We start from the raw sequence: 21,156 nt of genomic DNA on the forward strand, positions 1-21,156 counted from the left end.
TGAATAAGGCGATCCTATGAAACAAAAAGTGGTTAGCATTGGTGATATCAACGTGGCAAACGACCTGCCGTTCGTGCTGTTTGGCGGTATGAACGTGCTGGAATCCCGCGATCTCGCCATGCGTATTTGCGAGCACTACGTGACCGTGACCCAGAAGCTGGGCATCCCGTACGTGTTTAAAGCCTCTTTTGACAAAGCCAACCGCTCTTCCATTCACTCCTACCGTGGCCCGGGCCTGGAAGAGGGGATGAAAATTTTCCAGGAACTGAAGCAGACCTTTGGCGTGAAAGTGATCACCGACGTTCACGAGGTGTCTCAGGCGCAGCCTGTGGCTGACGTGGTTGACGTTATTCAGTTGCCAGCGTTCCTGGCTCGTCAGACTGACCTGGTGGAAGCGATGGCCAAAACCGGTGCGGTCATCAACGTGAAGAAGCCGCAGTTCGTGAGCCCAGGCCAGATGGGGAACATCGTCGATAAGTTTATCGAAGGCGGTAACGACAAGGTGATCCTGTGCGACCGTGGTTCCAACTTCGGTTACGACAACCTGGTTGTGGATATGCTGGGCTTCACCGTGATGAAAAACGTCTCTAACCAGTCCCCGGTGATCTTTGACGTGACCCACTCTCTGCAGTGCCGCGACCCGTTTGGCGCCGCGTCAGGTGGCCGTCGTGCGCAGGTGACCGAACTGGCGCGCGCCGGTATGGCGACCGGCCTGGCGGGTCTGTTCATTGAAGCGCACCCGGATCCGGCGAATGCGAAATGCGACGGTCCATCCGCGCTGCCGCTGGACAAACTGGAGCCGTTCCTGAAACAGATCAAAGCGATTGACGATCTGGTGAAGAGCTTCGACGAGCTGGATACCAGCAACTAATAAAAAAACCCGCTTCGGCGGGTTTTTTTTCTCCCTCTCCCTGTGGGAGAGGGTTGGGGTGAGGGTATATCAGCCCGCACCAGATAAAACTACGCAAATATCGTCATCAGATACGCCACAAACAGCGCCATATGCGCCGCGCCGTTGAGTACATTGGTGCGCCCGGTTGAGAACGAAATCTGACACAGCAGCAGTGACGCCATCATCACAATCATCTCCGGCGCGCCCAGCGCAAACTGCAGCTCGTTACCGGTCATAAAGGCAATCAGCGTCACCACCGGAACGGTAAGCGAAATGGTCGCCAGTACCGAGCCGAAGAACAGGTTCATGGCGCGCTGTACCTGATTGTTCAGCACCGCTTTCAGCGCGCCCAGCCCTTCCGGCGAGAGGATCAGCAGCGCCACCAGGAAGCCGGTAAAGGCCACCGGGGCATTCATCTCGGTTAACAGTGTCTCCAGCGGGTTGGCGTTCATCTTGGTGACGGCGATAACCGCAATCAGATGTACGATCAGCCAAACCGTGTGCCACGCGCTGCTGTGGGCAGACGGTTTGCCATGGTGCGGGTCATCGTCGTCGCTGTCATCTTCATGCTCATACACAAACAGACTCTGGTGCGTTTTGGTCTGAATCAACAGGAACACGCCGTACATGGCGGCGGAAATCAATGCGACCAGCAGCGCCTGACCGGTAGAGAAGTTTGCTCCCGGCAACGCCATCGGGAAGACCAGCACGATAATCGCCAGCGGGAACAGGGCGATCAAATACTGTTTAATGCCAAACAGGTTCATATACTGGGTGGCGAACTTACGGCCGCCCAGCAACAGTGAAAAGCCCACCAGACCGCCGGTCACAATCATAATGATGGAATAGAGCGTGTCGCGCATCAGGGTTGGTGCGGCGTCGCCGGTCGCCATCAGCGCGGAAATGAGGCTGACCTCAAGAATCACAACGGAAAGGCTGAGAATTAACGATCCATACGGCTCGCCCAGACGGTGGGCCAGGACATCGGCATGGCGAACCACGCTAAAGGCACTGGTTAAAATCCCTACCAGCGCAAGAATATTGATACCAACCACCACTGGCAGTGACTGACTGCTTCCCCAGAAGAGCAGCACAGCCAGTGCCAGAACCGGGAAAATGAGCGACGTCTCCTTGTGGCGGGTTTTTACCGCCTCGTGTGCTGCTGTCATGTGCTTCTCCATCAATGCAGGTGCTTGTAATTATAGATAGAATTTTGAGGTCATTAAATTAACAGATCTCTGTTAAATACCCTTTATCTTTTACTTAATTTTACCCTAATCCTGTTTTAAGTCTCCTGATATCCATAATGTCATATTTTTGATTAATACATATTAAATAACATGTAATTAACTTCATTAATTCTTCAAAATTGATCCGCGACTGGCAGCTTGCAGCATCGTCGTCCACACTTATCTTTTTAAGCAAAAGAGAGGTTAGCGATGCCATATAAAACGAAACGCGATTTACCCGATAACGTGCAAAACGTACTGCCCGCACATGCGCAGGATATCTATAAAGAGGCGTTTAACAGCGCCTGGGATCAATACAAAGATAAAGACGATCGTCGGGACGATGCCAGCCGGGAAGAGACGGCGCATAAAGTGGCCTGGGCGGCAGTAAAACATGACTACGAGAAAGGAGACGATGATAAATGGCATAAAAAGAAATAGCCGTAAAATAATAAGCTGCCTTCATTTTGACTTTTCAGGCGGTTGAACTGCCGTTGTATTGCAACTGGCCCGCGAATTGCTTATCGTTATTCAACTGCTGGCAAAATGACCAGTAGATAATGCCGGGAAGGTGAATTAGAGATGTCGCAAGGAAGCATGCAGTGGCGGAGGTGTAAAGTGTTAACGCGTGATTTCTTAATGAAGGCAGATTGTAAGACGGCATTTGGTGCTATTGAGGAATCGCTTCTCTGGTCAGCTGAACAACGTGCGGCGTCGCTCGCTGCCACGCTTGCCTGCCGCCCGGATGATGGCCCGGTATGGATTTTTGGCTACGGTTCGCTGATGTGGAACCCGGCTCTGGAATTTGTCGAATCGGCGACAGGTACGCTCCCGGGGTGGCATCGCGCATTTTGTCTGCGATTAACCGCCGGACGCGGAAGTGCCTGTCAGCCGGGACGTATGCTTGCACTGAAAGAGGGCGGACGCACCACGGGGGTGGCGTATCGCCTGCCGGATGCCACCCTCGAAGAGGAGCTGACGCTGCTCTGGAAGCGCGAGATGATCACCGGCTGCTATATGCCAAGCTGGTGCAAGCTGGAACTTGATGACGGACGCACCGTCAACGCGCTGGTGTTTATTATGGATCCGCGCCATCCCCTGTATGAAGCGGATACCCGCACGCAGGTGATCGCGCCGTTGATTGCGGCGGCCAGTGGACCGCTCGGCACAAACGCGCAGTATCTGTTTTCACTCGATCAGGAACTGACGCGCCTCGGCATGCAGGACGAGTGTCTGAATGAGCTGGTAGCGAAGGTGAAAGCGCTGCTGGAAGGAAATCCGCTGAATAACCCGCTGCGTCCGGGTTTTGCCTGATAATACGCCCGGCTGCGAGAGTGCAGACCGGGCGTCTGTTTTTAAGCGGCCACGTAGCTGACTGAGTGTTCGAGTGACTGACTATGGCTGTCAATCAGGACATCCCATGTGCCGGTATAAGGGACGGTTAGCCACGCCTTATCATCCTGCACGGTCAGGATATCTGCCTGCGATTGTTTTTGTGCCTTCGCACTCATCAAATGAATACGGCAGCGCTCTGAACAACGCACCACTACCGTATCCCCGCCAAACAGTTTCAAACTTGTTTTTACCAGTGCCATTTATTTACCCCGTAGTCTTAAACAACGCTCTCCCTGCTGCCATTTCCGAGCGTGATGTTGTTCACAATTCACTCATGGCATAACACCAAAGGGGGAGCGTCGGGATGCTGATTTTGATCAAAAAATGGCATAACGTTTAAACAAAAATGACAAAACACCTGAAAGCATTCAGCTGGCGCGCATTTACACGGTGAAGGCGCGCCAGAAGAAAATTAAATGCGGAAATGTCCGGCAGTTTCAGCAAGGTCGCCCGCCTGGCTCTGCAGGGCGCTGGCGGCTGCGGCGGATTGCACCACCAGTTCAGCGTTCTGCTGCACCATTCTGTCGAGGTGCGTGACAGCATGGTTGATCTCATGGATGCCTTTCATCTGCTCGCTGGTGGCGATGGAAATTTCACGCATGATACCCGAGACGCTGCCGATGCTGGCGCGGATCTCATCCATGCTTTCCCCTGCCAGGTGTACATAGCGGGAGCCGGTTGCCACGCTGTCGGTGGTGGAGTCGATAAGCGATTTGATCTCCTTCGCCGCCTGGGCGCTGCGGCTCGCCAGGTTACGTACTTCGCCTGCCACCACGGCAAACCCGCGGCCCTGCTCACCGGCGCGCGCCGCTTCCACCGAGGCGTTCAGCGCCAGGATATTGGTCTGGAAGGCGATGCCATCAATCACGCTGGTGATATCGCCAATTTTTGCCGAAGCCACTTCAATGGATTGCATGGTGCTGATGGCCTGAGAAACGACCTCACCGCCGCGTGAGGCCGCAGCGGAGGCTTTACTGGCCTGTTCATTCGCTTCTGCCGCGGACTCATTTGACTGAGTCACCGACGCGGTGATCTGCTCTACGGCGCTGGCGGTTTCACGCAGGCTGGAGGCTGCCTGCTCGGTGCGCCCGGAGAGATCCTGGTTGCCAGCCGCAATCTCCTGGGCGGCATTTTTCACCGAGGCGCTGGCATCACGCAGCTGGATCATCACCACCGAGAGCTTATCGCTAAAGGCGTTAAACGCCTGGGCAATTTGCGCCACTTCGTCGTTACCGCTCTCCGGCAGGCGCTGGGAGAGGTCGTTGGTACCGTTGGCGATGTTATGCATCGCGTCGCGGATATCGGACAACCGCTTGAGCAGGCGGGCAATCAGGATGTGGACAAGCGCGCCGCTCAGCAGGGCGAGGATCACCAGCGAGAGTGCCGAGGCTTTCAGCAGCGAGCGCATGCCGGAGGTGGCGTCGTTATTGTCGAGCGCGACCACCAGCATCCAGTTTGTTCCCGGAACGGCCGTGGCCACGAGGGTTTTATCACCGCCGTCAAATGTGCCATCAACCGGTTCACCGCTTTTCAGGGTCGCTAAATCGGTGCCGGTAATGGTCTCAGCAAACGGTTTTAACGTCAGGGCCGGATCGTTGGAGGCGATAACGCTGCCGTCGCTGTTCAGAAGTAACCCGCTGCTGGCCGGGGTCGGGTGAATGCCGCGCACGTTAGCCACCACGCTATCCATGGCCACGTCGCCCGCCACCACCGCTTTCAGGGTCCCGTTTTCTTTTACCGGTACCGCAAAAGTTACCACCAGTTTTCCGGTTCCGGCGTCCACGTAAGGCGCGGTCACCACCGGTCCGTCCTGGCTGACCACCTGCTGATACCAGGGGCGAATGGTCGGGTCATAATCCGCAGGCACGCCCGCAGGCTCAGAGAATTTCGCCGTTTTAGTGGCATAGCCCACATAGACGTTGGTGAAGCCTCCCGCCTGGGCGAGTTGTTTAAAGACCGGTACCGGGTCGTCACTCAGCGCCACGCTCTGGGCGGAGGTAATGACCGTCATTTTGCTTTTCACCCAGTCGGCAATCGCCATGTTATGGCTGGCGCTGGTGCTGGTCAGAATGTCACGCTGCGACTGCTGATTATCCTGGCGCGTGACCTGGAAATTAATGACGGTATTGAGAAGAAGGGCGACGACCAGGCAGCCTGTCGTCGCGGCAATGATGCGAGCACGAATCGATCTGAACATAAGTGAAATACCTGCTGTGTTGTTTCCATGCCTATCGGCAACCCCGCAGGTAAACTTGATGCTGAAACCGCGTCCATAAGAAAATAATATTTTTACGGGTTTATTATTAAAAAGTTAATACTTTATCGGCGGCTAACGTCCACTCGGCCAGCTCGACAAGTGTGCCAATTTCCACGCCGTCAATCAGCGGCAGCCCGGTGATACCGCGCCCGTCGGTACAGGTTTTGCAGAGCTTAACCGGCACGTTTTGCGCCGTCAGGATCTCCAGCATCTGCTGAATGTTGTAGCCCTCTGCCGGTTTTTGGCCTTTCAGGCCAGCGGTGACCGCGTCGGACATCAAAAAGATCCGCAGATCCAGCTCACTCGCATTATCGCGCAGCGCTATGGCCAGACGCAGGCTGTTAAAAAGGGATTCGCTACCGTAGGCCGCCCCGTTGGCGACGATCACAATCTTCTGCATGTTAACTCCTGTTTATATTAAGGCACGAATATTGCTTCATTCTCCCAGGTAGGGTTATCCGGGAGAGTAAGCATGACATTAATGGCTGGCAATTCGTCGGGTGCAACCGAATGGCTCCAGCGCGCAAAGGCGTTGCGCCAGGAGCAGCTCAGCAAGCTGTCACAGCTGGGCGTACTGGTGAATGGCATTAGCCAGCTGGTGCATATGCTACAGTGCGAGCGCGGTGCATCAAACGTCTGGCTCTGCTCACAGGGTAAGCTCTATGCCCCCGAATGCAAAGCCAGCCGGGCTCTGGTGGATGAAAATCTCACCATACTGTATGGCATTCTGGATAGACACTCCCCAGTGCCGGGCAGCGCCGTGTGTGAGCGCATCGCCGCTGCGTTGCAGAGCCTTGAATCACTCCGCGCCCTGCGAGAAGGGGTGAACCAACAAACCGTTACCGCCCCGCAGGCGATGGAGCATTACTGTCGCATGCTTCGCCATCTGCTCAGTATCGTGCCGCAGCTCAACGACAGCATTGACGATCCGCAACTGGCGGGGCGTTTTGTTGCCCTCTACAGCCTGATGCAGGGCAAAGAGCTGGCGGGACAAGAGCGGGCGCTGGGGGCTATCGGCTTCACGCAGGGTTTTTTTGATGATGTCACCCGCCAGAGGCTGGTGGATCGCATTGACGGGCAGCAGGCCTGTTTTGAGATCTTTTTAAGCCACAGCCCGGCGGATGTGCAGAGCACCTTTTCCCGGGACTGTCAGCCCGACCGCGAGACGGAGCAACTCCGGCGTGTGGCCTGTACCCGCCAGCCTGCTGCGGATAATGGCGACACGGCGCTGAACTGGTTCGCCCTGCAAACGTCGCGTCTTGAGCACCTGCGCACCCTGGAGGAGATGGTTATCGCCGACCTGATGCTGGCGGTTGATGAGCGTATCCATCATGACCCTCAACATCCGGTAAGTGCCGATGAGAATGACGATCCGCTCGCGCTTTATCCGGATAAACCTTTGCTGCCGCTGGTTCGCCAGCAGGCTCGTGAAATAGAACAGCTTTCCCGCCAGCTCGCGACGCTGCGCGATACGCTGGAAGAGCGCAAGACCATTGATAAAGCCAAAAGCGTGCTGATGACCCACCACAATATGAGTGAGGAACAGGCGTGGACGGCGCTGCGCAAAATGGCGATGGACAAGAACCAGCGCATGGTGGATATCGCCCGCGCGCTGCTTACCGTGAAGCGATTGTGGCAGCTAACCCCTAAGGAGTAGCTGCACAATCAGTGGGCACGTTGTGCCTGATTGAGGTGCGTTTTTGCAGAGCCAGTGGGGCAAAAGCCATAAAAACAAGGCATTAAAACCTGGCATTAGCTTTGCATTATTTCAGTAACCAATTTTGACGGTGCGCCAACGGCGGTGCATCAGTCTTCGGGATAAAGGCGTCCAGCGGTGCTTCGGCACTGTCGGGCGCTTTTTTTTGTCTTTTTTTCAGGAGTGGTCATGGCGGATTTGTCGAGACGGCGGTTTTTGCAGGCCAGCGTGCTGGCGAGCAGTGCAATGTTGTTGCCGGGTGTCATGCAGGCCGCGTGGGCGGCAGGCTCGGATAAACCCGAGCAGGAGACGGTGCGCATCGGGTTTATCCCGCTGACCGACTGCGCTCCGGTGGTCATCGCGGCGCTGAAAGGGTTCGATAAAAAGCATGGCATTACCATCGTGCCCACCAAAGAGGCGAGCTGGGCGGCCGTGCGCGATAAGTTAGTCGCGGGGGAGCTGGACGCGGCGCACATTCTTTACGGTCTGCTGTACGGACTGGAACTGGGGATCGCCGGTAAGCCACAGCAGATGGCGAATCTGATGACCCTCAACCAGAACGGCCAGGCGATTACGCTCTCTGCCGATCTGGCAGAGAAGGGCGTTCGCGATCTCGACGGGCTGAAGAAACTGATTGGTCAGCAGGCACCGGGCACGTACACCTTCGCGCATACCTTCCCGACGGGCACGCACGCCATGTGGCTCTACTACTGGCTGGCCAGTGCGGGCATTAACCCGTTTGACGATGTTCGCACCGTGGTGGTACCGCCGTCGCAGATGGTGATGAACATGCGTATTGGCAATATGGTCGGCTTTTGCGTCGGCGAGCCGTGGAATGCCCGGGCCATTAACGATCGCATCGGTTTTACCGCTGCAACGTCGCAGTCTATCTGGGCTGACCACCCGGAAAAAATCCTCGGTACCCGTCGCGACTGGGTGGAGAAAAATCCGCACACCGCGCGGGCACTGGTGAGCGCAGTACTGGACGCCGCGCGCTGGATCGACGCTTCACCGGAAAACAAACGTGAAACGGCGCAGATCCTCTCGCGTCGCGCATGGCTGAACACCAAAGAGCAGTACCTCACCGGACGGATGCTGGGTGAGTACGACAACGGGGTGGGCACGCGCTGGCAGGACGCGCATCCGATTCGTTTCTTCAACGAGGGGGCTGTGAGCTACCCGTATCTCTCCGACGGCATGTGGTTCTTAACCCAGTTCCGCCGCTGGGGCTTGCTTAAATCTGCACCGGACTATGTCGACATTGCCCGGCGTATCAACCAGACGGCGGTCTGGCAGGATGCTGCCACCGCGGTGGGGGGCATTACCACACCGACTTCACCACTACGCAGTAGCACCCTGATGGACGGCACCGTCTGGAACGGTACCGATCCTGAAGGCTATGCCAACCGCTTCGCTATTCACCGTAAAGGGGCCTGATTATGCAGCATCTGCACAGCACGAAAGCAAAACACGAGACGCCGGTGAGTGGCGAGGTGATTACCCTGCCACCGGTTCAGGTTCGCCGTCGTCCTCCGGCGATTGCCCGTCGGATTAACGACGTGCTCCAGCGTATCGTTCCGGCGCTGCTGGGGCTGGGGCTGCTGGTGGTGCTCTGGCAACTGGCGGCAATCAACAGCAAAGGCTTCCCGACGCCGCTGAGCACGCTGGATTCTGCCATCACCCTGTTTGCCGATCCGTTTTATCGCGACGGGCCAAACGACATGGGGATCGGCTGGAACGTACTTGCCTCCCTGCAGCGCGTGGCGGTGGGCTTTGGCCTGGCCGCGTTAGTCGGTATCCCGCTCGGTTTTCTGATTGGCCGTTTCACCTTTTTCTCACGCATGTTCAGCCCGCTGATTGCGCTGCTGCGCCCGGTCAGCCCATTGGCCTGGCTGCCTATCGGCCTGCTGCTGTTCCAGAAAGCAGAGCCGGCTTCCAGCTGGACCATTTTTATCTGTTCGATCTGGCCAATGGTGATTAACACCGCCGAAGGGGTACTCCGTATTCCGCAGGATTACCTCAATGTCGCCCGCGTGCTGCAGCTTTCTGAGTGGACCATTCTGCGTCGGATCCTCTTCCCGGCGGTGCTGCCGGCGGTGTTGACCGGGGTACGTCTTTCCATCGGTATCGCCTGGCTGGTGATTGTCGCCGCCGAAATGTTGACAGGCGGCTTGGGGATCGGTTTCTGGATCTGGAATGAGTGGAACAACCTCAACGTAGAAAACATTCTCATCGCCATCGTCATCATTGGCGTGGTCGGGTTACTGCTGGAGCAGGGGCTGATGCTGATCGCCCGTCGCTTTAGCTGGCAGGAAAAATAAGGAGCGAATATGAAACCAATCATTCAGGTCCAGGCCGTAAGCCAGCGTTTTTCTACCGCCAGCGGTGAATTTCTGGCGCTGCAGAACGTCTCGTTTGATATCCACGAAGGGGAAACCGTGAGCCTGATTGGCCACTCCGGCTGCGGCAAATCAACGCTGCTGAACTTAATCGCCGGGATCACCCTGCCGACGGAAGGGGGACTGATTTGCGACAACCGTGAAATTGCGGGTCCGGGACCGGAGCGTGCGGTGGTCTTTCAGAACCACTCCCTGCTGCCGTGGCTGACCTGTTTCGACAACGTTGCGCTGGCGGTCGATCAGGTGTTCCGCCACACCATGAGCAAGGCGGAGCGTCGTGAGTGGATTGAACACAACCTCGATCGCGTGCAGATGGGGCACGCCCTGCATAAACGCCCGGGGGAAATCTCAGGCGGCATGAAGCAGCGCGTGGGCATTGCCCGTGCGCTGGCGATGAAGCCGAAAGTGTTGCTGATGGATGAACCGTTTGGCGCGCTGGATGCCCTGACGCGTGCCCATCTGCAGGACTCCGTGATGCAAATCCAGCAGGCGCTCAACACCACCATTGTGCTCATCACCCACGACGTGGACGAAGCGGTGCTGCTCTCTGACCGCGTGCTGATGATGACCAACGGCCCGGCGGCGACCGTCGGCGAAATCCTGGAGGTTGACCTGCCGCGTCCGCGTAACCGGGTGCAGCTGGCGGACGACAGCCGCTACCACCACATGCGCCAGCAGATCCTCCATTTCCTCTATGAAAAACAGCCCAAAGCGGCGTAGTGGGGGCACCACGATGCGACTGGTCATTATCGGCAATGGAATGGCAGCAACACGGCTGATTGCCTCGCTGACCGGGCGTGCGCCTGGCCGCTTCGCGATCACCGTGTTGGGTGAGGAGCCTGAGCATGCGTACAACCGCATCCAGCTTTCGCCGGTGCTGGGTGGGGAAAAACGTCCGGAACAGATCCGCCTGCAGGACGATGACTGGTACCGCGAGCGCGGCGTCACGGTGCTCAGGGGGCAAAAGGTGCTCGCCGTGGACGTGGTGAAACGGGAAATCCGTACCGCGCAGACCACGCTGGGGTGGGATGAACTGGTCTTCGCCACCGGGTCGATACCGTTCGTGCCGCCGATCCCCGGGGGCGATGCGCCACACGTCTTTACCTTCCGCCGCCTTGAGGATACGCGAGCCATTGCGCAGATCCCGGGGCCAGCGGTGGTGTTGGGCGGCGGCGTGCTGGGCGTTGAGACGGCAGCGGCGCTGGCACAAACTTGTGACAACGTCACGCTGGTGCATCGCGGACCGTGGTTGATGGAACAACAGCTGGATCGGCAGGCGGGGCTGCTGCTGGAGGCTGCGCTGGCGGAGCGCGGCGTGCGCTGCGAGCTGTCGTCCGGGATCGCGGCAATCGCGCCTGATTCAGTGACGCTACACAACGGACGTCAGGTTAGCGCCGCGCGCGTGGTGCTGGCTACCGGCGTGCAGCCCAACATCGCCCTTGCAAGTGCCAGCGGTATTCGCTGCGCCCGTGGCATTGTGGTCGACCAGCAGATGAATACCTCCGTCCCGGCTATTAGCGCCATTGGGGAGTGCTGCGAAATCGACGGTCAGACGTTTGGCCTGGTTGCCCCCTGCCTGGCACAGGCGGACATTCTCGCCGCCCGGCTGGCAGGGGACGCTCCTGTGCCTTTTGCCCATACCGACAGCGGGATGCGCCTGAAGGTTACCGGTGTGGAGCTCTTCAGCGCCGGGCGCGTAACGGCGCAACCGGAGGATACGGTCTGGGACGCGTGGGATCCGCTGACCCGTCAATACCGTCGCTTACTGATTCATCGCGGTGCGCTGGCTGGCGTACTGCTGATGGGAGATTGCCGCAGCGCGGCAACATTTACCGATTTACTGGCAACGGCTGCGCCCGCACACGTGGACTGGCTGTTCGATCGATTCACTACGACGCAACCGCAGGTTGCAGGACAGAACGCTATGACAAAACCTACTCTGGTGGTGGTTGGGCACGGTATGGTCGGCCACCATTTTCTTGAAGACTGCGTAAACCGCAATCTGCATCAGCAATACCAGATTGTCGTCTTTGGCGAAGAGCGTTATGCCGCTTACGACCGCGTACATCTCTCAGAGTATTTTGGCGGCCGCAGCGCGGAGTCCCTCTCGCTGGTGGAGGGCGATTTCTTTGCCAGACACGGCATAGAGTTGCGTTTGTCGCAGCAAATTATCGCCATCGATCGCGACGCGCACGTGGTGCGTACCGCCAGCGGTCACGAAATCCACTGGGACAAACTGGTGCTGGCGACCGGCTCATATCCGTTTGTGCCGCCGGTGCCGGGCAACACGCTACCGGGCTGCTTTGTCTACCGTACGCTGGACGATCTCGATAACATTGCCGCGCATGCGAAGGGATCCCGACGCGGCGTGGTCATAGGCGGTGGCCTGCTCGGGCTGGAGGCGGCCAACGCCCTCAAACAACTGGGGCTAGAAACCCACGTGGTGGAATTCGCCCCCAACCTGATGGCGGTACAGCTCGACAACGACGGCGCGGCGATGCTGCGTAAAAAAATTGAAGCGCTCGGCGTCGGGGTTCACACGAGCAAAGCCACCACTGAAATTGCGGCCACTGACGACGGACTGGTCCTGCGTTTTGCCGACGGTGAACAGCTGGACACCGATATGGTGGTCTTCTCTGCCGGGATCCGCCCGCAGGATGCGCTGGCGCGCAGCAGCGGCCTGGCGATCGGCGAGCGTGGCGGGATCTGCATTGATACCGCCTGCCAGACCTCAGATAAGGACATCTTCGCCATCGGGGAATGTGCGCTGTGGGAAGGTAAAATCTTCGGTCTGGTGGCGCCGGGTTACCAGATGGCACGCGTGGCGGCGGCCAAGCTGGCGGGTGAGGAGAAATCCTTCACCGGCGCGGATATGAGCACCAAACTTAAGCTGCTGGGCGTGGACGTGGCCTCGTTTGGGGATGCCCATGGCCGTACGCCGGGGGCATTGAGCTACCAGTGGACCCACGGCCCGCAGCAAATCTATAAAAAAATTGTCGTTAGCCATGACAACAAAACCCTGCTCGGCGGCGTGCTGGTGGGGGATGCCAGCGAATACGCCACGCTGGTGCAGATGATGCTTAACGGAATCAGCCTGCCAAAAGAGCCTGAAACGCTCATCTTGCCAGCCTTCTCCGGTAGCGCGCCAAAAGCGCTGGGGGTGGCGGCACTGCCGGACAGCGCGCAGATCTGCTCCTGTCATAACGTCAGCAAAGGCGATATCTGCCAGGCAGTAAGCGCCGGTGCGACGGAGATCGGTGCCATCAAGCAGTGCACCAAAGCGGCGACCGGGTGCGGTGGGTGCAGCGCGCTGGTGAAACAGGTGATGGAGTTCCAACTGGCTGAGCAGGGCGTGGAGGTGAAAAAAGATATCTGTGAGCACTTCCCGTACTCGCGTCAGGAGATATACCACCTGGTGCGCGTCAACCATATTCGTACCTTCGACCAGCTGATTAGCCGCTACGGCCAAGGGCACGGCTGTGAGATCTGTAAACCGCTGGTGGGGTCAGTGCTGGCTTCCTGCTGGAACGAATACCTGCTGAAACCGGCGCATCTGCCGCTGCAGGACACCAACGACCGCTACTTTGCCAATATTCAGAAGGACGGAACGTACTCCATCGTGCCGCGCATGCCCGCCGGGGAAGTAACGGCCGACGGGCTGATTGCTATCGGGCAGATCGCAAAGCGCTACGGGCTGTACAGCAAGATCACCGGGGGACAGCGTATTGACCTGTTTGGTGCCACGCTGGAGCAGTTGCCGGAGATCTGGCAGGCGCTGGTGGAGGCCGGATTTGAAACCGGGCATGCGTACGGTAAATCCCTGCGTACCGTGAAATCCTGCGTCGGGTCAACCTGGTGCCGCTATGGCGTGCAGGACTCCACCGGCCTTGCGGTCAAACTGGAGCACCGTTACAAGGGGCTGCGCGCGCCGCACAAAATCAAAATGGCGGTGTCCGGCTGTACCCGCGAGTGTGCCGAGGCGCAAAGCAAAGATGTCGGCGTGATCGCCACGGACAAGGGCTGGAATCTTTATCTGTGCGGCAACGGCGGCATGAAGCCGCGACACGCGGATCTCTTCGCCAGCGATCTGGATGAAGAGACGCTGATCCGTACCGTCGACCGTTTTCTGATGTTCTACATTCGCACGGCGGATCGCCTGCAGCGGACCAGCACCTGGATGGACAACCTTGAAGGCGGTCTCGACTATCTGCGGGAGGTGATCCTCGACGATAGCCTCGGTATTGCGCAGGAGCTGGAGCAGGAGATGGCCCGTGTGGTGGAAACGTATCAGTGTGAATGGCAGACCACGCTTAACGATCCGAACCGTCTGGCGCTGTTCCGCACGGCGGTGAACGGTCCGGCGACGGAAGAGAACAAACGCTGGCAGGAAATTTGCGGTCTGGATGAGATCCCGGAGCAGGCGGGGATCGGCGCCCGGCTGGGGCGTAAGCCGATCGCGCTGTTCCGTTTTGGCAAATCGGTCTATGCCCTTGACGATCAGGAGCCAGGCAGCGATGCGAACGTGCTGTCACGCGGTATTCTTGGCGATGCGGCGGGTGAGCCGGTGGTCATCTCGCCGCTCTATAAACAGCGTATTCGCCTGCGCGACGGCTGCCAGGTGGATAACGGTGAGCCTGCGGTGCGCGCCTGGCCGGTGAAAATCGAAAACGGCAAGGTGTGGGTGGGGAACGACGCGTTGCTGGTCCGTGCGGAGGCATCATGAATGGAACCCGAACAACCTGCCCGTACTGCGGCGTCGGTTGCGGCGTGGTGGCCCGGGTTGAGGGCGACAAGGTCACGGTGCGCGGCGATGAACGCCATCCCGCCAGTTTTGGACGGCTGTGCGTCAAAGGCGCGGCGTTAGGTGAAACCACGGGCCTGCAGGGGCGGCTGTTGCACCCGGCGGTGGACGGGCTGGAGGTGGACTGGCCGCAGGCGTTAAGCGCGGCTGGCGAGCGGCTGCGGGCGATTATCGACACCTGGGGGCCGCAGGCGGTGGCGTTTTACGCCTCCGGCCAGCTACTCACCGAGGATTACTACGCTGCCAATAAGCTGATGAAAGGGTTTATCGGCGCGGCGAACATCGATACCAACTCGCGGCTCTGCATGTCGTCGGCGGTAGCAGGCTATAAGCGCGCATTTGGCGAAGATGTGGTGCCGTGCAGCTATGAGGACGTGGAGAACAGCGATCTGGTGGTGCTGGTGGGTTCAAACGCGGCATGGACGCATCCGGTGCTTTATCAGCGGCTGGTTCAGGCGCGGCAAAACAATCCGCAAATGAAAGTGGTGGTGATCGATCCGCGTAAAACCGCCACCTGTGATATCGCCGACCTGCATCTGGCGCTCGCGCCCGGCAGTGACGCCGGGCTGTTTGTCGGTTTGCTCAACCTGATTCAGGGTACTGACGACTGGCCGATTGCCCGCGTGGCCGGGTTTTGTGGTCTTGATGCACAGGAGATTGCCACGTTTTACGACTGGTTCCTCACGGCGCCGCGTGCCATTACGCTCTACACCATGGGGATCAACCAGTCTTCCAGCGGCAGCGACAAGTGCAACGCCATCATTAACGTCCATCTTGCCAGCGGGAAATTTGCCCGTCAGGGCTGCGGGCCGTTTTCGCTGACCGGCCAGCCAAACGCGATGGGGGGACGGGAAGTGGGTGGCCTCGCGAATCAACTGGCGGCGCATATGAACTTCGAGCCGGACGATCTCTTGCGGGTGGCGCGTTTCTGGGGAACAGAACGGCTGGCGCAAACGCCGGGCCTGATGGCCGTTGAGCTGTTTGACGCCATTGCCCGCGGTGAGGTAAAGGCGGTATGGATCATGGGCACCAATCCGGCTGTCTCGCTGCCGGATAGTCACGCGGTATGCCAGGCGCTGGCGAACTGTCCGCTGGTCATTGTCTCTGAGGTGATGCAGGAGACCGACACCAGCCGCTACGCCCATATTCGTTTCCCGGCGCTGGGCTGGGGAGAGAAAAACGGTACGGTCACCAACTCCGAACGGCGGATTTCGCGCCAGCGCGCCTTTCTGGCTGCCCCGGGCCAGGCAAAACCGGACTGGTGGATTGTTGCCCAGGTGGCGAAACAGCTGGGCTATGGTGAGGCCTTTGCCTGGGAACATCCGCAGGAAATTTTTTGTGAACATGCGGCGCTGTCGGCATTTGAGAATGACGGGGCACGGGCGTTTAATCTGCATGCGCTGGCGGGGCTTACCCGTGAGGCCTGGGATCAGCTTGAGCCTTATCAGTGGGCGGCGGGCGATTTTCCCCACCGGAATATGGTGCCCGTTGACCCGCGTCCGCACGGCGCGGTGCCAGATGCGTTATATCCGTTGCTGCTGAATACCGGACGCATCCGCGATCAATGGCATACCATGACCCGTACGGGATATGTTCCCGGGCTGATGCAGCATATCTCTGAGCCCTGCGTTGAGATCTGCGCCGCAGATGCCGCGCGTTTCGCCCTTTGCGACGGGCAACTGGCACGGATCAGTTCTCCGCGTGGAGTGATGGTGGCAAAAGTACGTATCAACGATGGACAAAGGGAGGGGGAAGTATTCGCGCCCATGCACTGGAATGCGCAGTTTGCCCGTCAGGGAAAGGTTAATACGCTGGTGGCAGGGCGCTGCGATCCGCAGTCCGGCCAGCCGGAGAGTAAACAGACCGCCGTCAGGATCATGCCATGGCAGCCTGAATGGCAGGGAGAGCTGTATGCCCGTGTGCTGCCGGAACTGCCGCCTTCGGTACACTGGTGGCGCAAAGCATCACGCCTGACGGTGGCGGCTGACGAACCGTTGATGCCGTGGGTGAAAGAGTATGCTGAACAGCAGGGCTGGCAGCTGCAACTTGCCCGGACGGATGCGCGCAGCAGCGTACTGGCATGGCATAACGGCGAGCTGATGCTCGGATTCTGGGAAGGGACTACGTTGCCAGCGCTGGCGCATGCGACTATTGAAGAGGCTTTCCGTCGGGCTCCAGAGACGCTTGCGGAGCGGCATGCGCTCCTGAACGGCGCGGGCGCGGGGGAGAGTGTCGATCCGGGACGCATTATCTGCAGCTGTTACTGCGTCGGGGAAAATGCGATACGGGAGGCGATTGTCGGCGGGTGCGATTCCGTTGCAGCGCTGGGGGCGAAACTACGGTGTGGCACCAACTGCGGTTCCTGCGTGCCGGAGCTGAAAGGGCTGTTTGGATAATGGTCTAAGAGTGTCGGGTAAGGCGACAATAATGTTCAGGATATTCCTGAAATTTGCGCTAAGACTGCATTTCACAGCTTATCGCGTTAACATTAAAAGCGTTGCCTCATAAACACAGGTTCTTATTTACGACGTTGATGGCTGTATCGTCCCGCATTCGCTTTCTGTTATTACTCCCACTTCTTACGGCGGGTGCCGTTCACGGTGCCCCGAATTCCTTTATGCATCAGGCAGAAAACCCCTTTGATAACAACGGGGACAGTTTGCCCGATCTCGGCATGGCGACGCCAACAGACGAGGGGGAAAAGCACCTGGCCGAAATGGCAAAAGCCTTTGGCGAAGCCAGTATGACCGATAACGGCCTCACCACCGGCGAGCAGGCGCGTCAGTTCGCGTTTGGTAAGGTGCGTGACGCGGTGAGCGGCGAGGTGAATCAGCAGATTGAGTCCTGGCTCTCGCCCTGGGGCAACGCCAGCGTCAATTTACTGGTGGATGACGAGGGGAACTTTAACGGCAGCAGCGGGAGCTGGTTCATCCCCTGGAATGATAACAACCGTTACCTGAGCTGGAGCCAGCTGGGGCTGACGCAGCAGAGTGACGGCCTGGTGAGCAATGCCGGCATCGGTCAGCGCTGGGTTGCCGGAAAATGGCTGCTCGGCTACAACACCTTTTACGATAACCTGCTTGATGAAAACCTGCAGCGTGCCGGGCTGGGCGCGGAGGCGTGGGGCGAGAATCTGCGTCTGTCTGCCAATTACTATCAACCGCTGGCCAGCTGGCGCGAGAGTTCGGACGTGCAGGAGCAGCGCATGGCGCGTGGCTATGACGTGACCGCTAAAGCCTGGTTGCCGTGGTTTCATCATTTCAACACCAGCGTCAGCTTCGAGCAGTACTTTGGTGACAACGTTGACCTGTTCAACAGTGGAACCGGCTATCACAACCCGGTGGCGGTCAACCTGGGGCTTAACTATACGCCTGTTCCGCTGGTCACCCTGACGGCGGCGCATAAGCAGGGCGAGAGCGGTGCGAGTCAGAACAACCTCGGGCTTAAGCTCAACTACCGCTTCGGCGTGCCCCTTGCCAAGCAGCTTTCTGCCAGCGAAGTTGCCGCCACGCGCTCCCTGCGCGGCAGTCGCTATGATTCACCGGAGCGGGATAATCTGCCGGTAATGGAGTTCCGCCAGCGCAAAACGCTCTCCGTCTGGCTGGCGACCCCGCCGTGGGATCTGAAAGGGGGCGAGACCGTGATGCTCAAGCTTCAGGTACGCAGCACTCATGGTATTCGGCAGATCCACTGGCAGGGCGATACCCAGGCACTGAGCCTGACCGCACCGGCCAACACGCACAGCAGCGATGGCTGGAGTGTGATTATGCCTGCCTGGGATGACAGTGACGGGGCGAAGAACCGCTGGCACCTGTCGGCGGTGGTTGAAGATGAAAAAGGACAGCGCGTCTCATCCAATGAGATCACGCTTACCGTGGTTCAGCCGCTTGTCGCGTTACCTGACGACGACCCGCGCTGGAAGTTACTCCCGGATGAGTAATCCTCAGAAAATGCGTTCCTGATGCACCCACACGGCGGCTTCAACGCGGGATTTTAACTTCATCTTCTTCAGCATATGTTTCACATGCACCTTGACCGTGCTCTCGGTGATATCCAGACGACGGGCGATCATTTTGTTCGGCAGACCCTGGGCAATCAGCTTCAGAATATCGCGCTCGCGCGGGGTTAACTGGCTGACGTCGCGGTCGGAGGTGGCGCGGTTTGCCCGCAGGCTGGCGGCCAGCACCGGGGTTAACGCCTCGCTCAGTACCATTTCGCCTGCGGCAGCCTGTTGCAGGGCCTTGAGCAGATCTTCCGGCTCCATATCTTTCAGCAGGTAGCCGTCTGCACCGCGTTTTAACGCCGTGACGACATCTTCTTCATGGTTTGAGACGCTAAAGACCACCACGCGTCCCGACAGCGATTTTTCACGCAGCTTATCGAGCGTCTCCAGACCGTTCATGCCTGGCATGTTCAGATCGAGCAGGATCAAATCAGGATCAAGCGATTCGGCAAGTTCAATGCCCTGTTCACCGTTGCTGGCTTCGCCAACGACGGTGATATCAGGTGCCATGCTGACCAGCTGTTTTACGCCAGTACGCAGCATCGGATGGTCGTCAATCAACAGGATGGATGCCGGTTCCTGATTAGTCATGGGTTTCTCCCTGGATAGTTGTGAGGGGTTTTTCGGGGATAAAGGTGACAACCACTTCTGTGCCACCTGTTTCTCGCCGACGAACCTGACAATCACCGCGCAGGCTTTGGGCGCGGTCTCGCATGATAATTAAACCGTAATGGTTTGTCCGTTCGGCATTTTCCGGCACGCCGCGGCCGTTGTCATGAACCGTGAGCTTCACCTGATTATCGTGCTGGCTAACGGTAACGGTGACCGCCGTCGCGTCAGCGTGTTTTAGCACGTTGCTCAGCGCTTCGCGGGCGATCTGCAGTAAATGAATGGCCTGATGCGAAGGCACAAAACGAGGCGGTAACTGGTAATCGAGCTTCACCGGGAACCCCAGTCGGGCGCTAAATTCCTGGCAGCTTGCTTCCAGCGCCGGGCGCAGGCCGGGCTCGGTGAGCTGCAGGCGGAAGGTGGTCAGCAGTTCGCGAAGCTGTACCCAGGAGGTATTCAGCTCGTTGCGGATCTGGCTCAGCAGCGCTTTGTTGCTTTCCGGCATTTCTGCGGCCTGCATTTGCAGACAGCTGACCTGCATTTTCATACAGGAGAGCGACTGGGCGATAGAGTCGTGGAGTTCGCGGGCGATGGTGGCGCGCTCTTCCATCACGATCAGTTGCTGCTGCTTCTCCTGATGGCGGTCGAGTGCCAGCGTGGCCGTCAGCTGTTCAACCAGCGTATCCACCAGTTGCTGCTGGTCGTGGCTCAGATGACGCCCGGCGGGCAGGGTCGCCAGCAGAATACCGTACTGGGTGTGGCTGTCTGTCAGCCGCCATTTCAGCGTCGTGCCGCTGGTGGTCAGCGGCGGTAAGCCGCGTGGGCACAGGTGGCAGCCTTTGTCATCGCAGGTCATGTCTGACTGACAGGTAAACTCCTGGTGATTTTCTTCATCTTCCATGTCGTACACCCGAAGCTCCAGGTCGTGCAGCAGGGTCAGATTCTGCAAGCCATTCAGGACCGGAGAGAGACGTTCGCACAGCGGCACCTGCATATGCAGGCGGCGATTAGCCTGCCACAGGAACGAGAGGATCTCGTTTTTCTGCTCCAGCCCCGCGGTTTTCTCCTGTACGCGTTTTTCCAGCACCGCGTAACTCTCGGCGAGTTCATCTGACATGGTGTTCAGCGCCTGGCCCAGCATCGCCATTTCGTTACGTCCGCTGATGTGGGTGCGCTGGGTAAAATCCCGGGCAGTCACCGCGCGGGCCATCGCCAGCAGTTGCTTCCAGGGATTTAGCAGCCGGGCGCGCAGCCAGACAATGGTGAAAATCAGCAGCAGCCCCATAAACAGCGCCATCGCCCGGTGGATCATCACCACCCGGTCGATGCGTAATTCGGTGGTTTGATCGAAAGAGGAGACCAGGGTATCAATGCGGGAAACGAACCCGGCGACATCATGGGCAACGGTATCAGGATTTTTCGCCTGCTTTAACCCCGGCTCCAGCTGAGTGTGCCAGTAGCCCTGAAGGGCTTTAAGCTGGGATTCCTGACCGGCACGAATCGCGGCACTTTCCAGTTCGGTGCTGAAAGCGGTATGTTCCATATCGTCCAGCAGCTTCTGATCGTCCTGGGTTAACGGCACCGTTGCCAGTAGACGATAACTCTGCATGCGTAGTGAGCCTGCCTCGTTGATGGCATGGGCATTACCCTGTACACCCTGTACCAGCCAGCCGGAAATCGCCATGCCGGTCACGCCGATGGCGGTGGACAGCAAAACGATCAGGGCGACCTGATTGACGAGTGTTAGCGGAGATAAACATCTTTTTAACATAGAGTTGCCGGGCTCCTGACGTGGCCTGCTTGCAGGAATGGCGTTATTCTGGTGCATACCCTGGAGTATACCCATACCAATAAAGGATTACCTCTAAATTGCCA

16 protein-coding genes are annotated in these 21,156 nt (G+C 58.4%); 10 read left to right on the forward strand and 6 right to left on the reverse strand.

The window, feature by feature from the left end:
• The first annotated feature begins 16 nt into the window (after window positions 1-16).
• Complete coding sequence (gene kdsA, locus ACOTZF_RS16010; protein WP_094084405.1) at window positions 17-871, forward strand: 3-deoxy-8-phosphooctulonate synthase; 855 nt, start codon at window positions 17-19, stop codon at window positions 869-871.
• 89 nt (window positions 872-960) lie between these two features.
• On the opposite strand, the gene chaA is transcribed toward kdsA, so the two are convergent.
• Entirely contained in the window at window positions 961-2,061 is a 1,101-nt protein-coding gene (gene chaA, locus ACOTZF_RS16015) for a sodium-potassium/proton antiporter ChaA (RefSeq protein ID WP_029882731.1), read from the reverse strand.
• Window positions 2,062-2,331: 270 nt separating this feature from the next.
• On the opposite strand from chaA, the gene chaB reads away from it, so the two are divergent.
• On the forward strand, window positions 2,332-2,562 hold the full coding sequence (gene chaB / locus ACOTZF_RS16020; RefSeq protein ID WP_013096240.1) for a putative cation transport regulator ChaB: 231 nt from the start codon (window positions 2,332-2,334) through the stop codon (window positions 2,560-2,562).
• Window positions 2,563-2,739: 177 nt separating this feature from the next.
• Window positions 2,740-3,435, forward strand: coding sequence for a gamma-glutamylcyclotransferase (locus tag ACOTZF_RS16025; RefSeq protein ID WP_013096242.1), 696 nt, complete (start codon window positions 2,740-2,742; stop codon window positions 3,433-3,435).
• Window positions 3,436-3,476: 41 nt separating this feature from the next.
• Here the strand turns inward: ACOTZF_RS16025 and ACOTZF_RS16030 are convergent, their stop codons facing one another.
• The 3 genes from ACOTZF_RS16030 to ACOTZF_RS16040 form a co-directional block, all read right to left on the reverse strand.
• Window positions 3,477-3,716 (reverse strand): DUF1883 domain-containing protein, encoded by a 240-nt coding sequence (locus ACOTZF_RS16030; protein ID WP_013096243.1) that lies wholly within the window; start codon window positions 3,714-3,716, stop codon window positions 3,477-3,479.
• Between the two features lie 212 nt (window positions 3,717-3,928).
• On the reverse strand, window positions 3,929-5,713 hold the full coding sequence (locus ACOTZF_RS16035) for a methyl-accepting chemotaxis protein (RefSeq protein WP_129251848.1): 1,785 nt from the start codon (window positions 5,711-5,713) through the stop codon (window positions 3,929-3,931).
• Between the two features lie 106 nt (window positions 5,714-5,819).
• On the reverse strand, window positions 5,820-6,173 hold the full coding sequence (locus ACOTZF_RS16040; protein WP_020690905.1) for a DsrE/DsrF/TusD sulfur relay family protein: 354 nt from the start codon (window positions 6,171-6,173) through the stop codon (window positions 5,820-5,822).
• 72 nt (window positions 6,174-6,245) lie between these two features.
• Here ACOTZF_RS16040 and nasR point away from each other — a divergent pair, with 72 nt between their 5' ends.
• The 7 genes from nasR (at window position 6,246) to ACOTZF_RS16075 (ending at window position 18,609) form a co-directional block, all read left to right on the forward strand.
• Window positions 6,246-7,430, forward strand: coding sequence for a nitrate regulatory protein NasR (gene nasR, locus ACOTZF_RS16045; protein ID WP_108453038.1), 1,185 nt, complete (start codon window positions 6,246-6,248; stop codon window positions 7,428-7,430).
• Window positions 7,431-7,658: 228 nt separating this feature from the next.
• Window positions 7,659-8,906, forward strand: coding sequence for a CmpA/NrtA family ABC transporter substrate-binding protein (locus ACOTZF_RS16050; protein ID WP_129318087.1), 1,248 nt, complete (start codon window positions 7,659-7,661; stop codon window positions 8,904-8,906).
• Window positions 8,907-8,908: 2 nt separating this feature from the next.
• Window positions 8,909-9,790: a nitrate ABC transporter permease gene (gene ntrB / locus ACOTZF_RS16055; protein ID WP_129251844.1), complete on the forward strand. Its 882-nt coding sequence runs from the start codon at window positions 8,909-8,911 to the stop codon at window positions 9,788-9,790.
• Window positions 9,791-9,799: 9 nt separating this feature from the next.
• Window positions 9,800-10,588, forward strand: coding sequence for an ABC transporter ATP-binding protein (locus tag ACOTZF_RS16060; protein ID WP_013096250.1), 789 nt, complete (start codon window positions 9,800-9,802; stop codon window positions 10,586-10,588).
• A 13-nt stretch (window positions 10,589-10,601) separates the two neighbouring features.
• Entirely contained in the window at window positions 10,602-14,591 is a 3,990-nt protein-coding gene (gene nirB / locus ACOTZF_RS16065; protein ID WP_348563178.1) for a nitrite reductase large subunit NirB, read from the forward strand.
• Window positions 14,588-17,065: a nitrate reductase gene (locus tag ACOTZF_RS16070; RefSeq protein WP_129318196.1), complete on the forward strand. Its 2,478-nt coding sequence runs from the start codon at window positions 14,588-14,590 to the stop codon at window positions 17,063-17,065. The genes nirB and ACOTZF_RS16070 overlap by 4 nt, the downstream gene beginning before the upstream one ends.
• Window positions 17,066-17,202: 137 nt before the next feature.
• Complete coding sequence (locus tag ACOTZF_RS16075) at window positions 17,203-18,609, forward strand: YchO/YchP family invasin (RefSeq protein WP_040022167.1); 1,407 nt, start codon at window positions 17,203-17,205, stop codon at window positions 18,607-18,609.
• Window positions 18,610-18,612: 3 nt separating this feature from the next.
• Here the strand turns inward: ACOTZF_RS16075 and narL are convergent, their stop codons facing one another.
• Window positions 18,613-19,263 (reverse strand): two-component system response regulator NarL, encoded by a 651-nt coding sequence (gene narL / locus ACOTZF_RS16080; RefSeq protein ID WP_003856701.1) that lies wholly within the window; start codon window positions 19,261-19,263, stop codon window positions 18,613-18,615.
• Window positions 19,256-21,052, reverse strand: coding sequence for a nitrate/nitrite two-component system sensor histidine kinase NarX (gene narX / locus ACOTZF_RS16085; protein WP_108453042.1), 1,797 nt, complete (start codon window positions 21,050-21,052; stop codon window positions 19,256-19,258). Before narX ends, narL begins: the two co-directional genes overlap by 8 nt.
• Window positions 21,053-21,156: the final 104 nt, after the last annotated feature.

The organism is Enterobacter cloacae complex sp. SHL021 (assembly GCF_049237765.1).
Taxonomy (GTDB): domain Bacteria; phylum Pseudomonadota; class Gammaproteobacteria; order Enterobacterales; family Enterobacteriaceae; genus Enterobacter; species Enterobacter cloacae.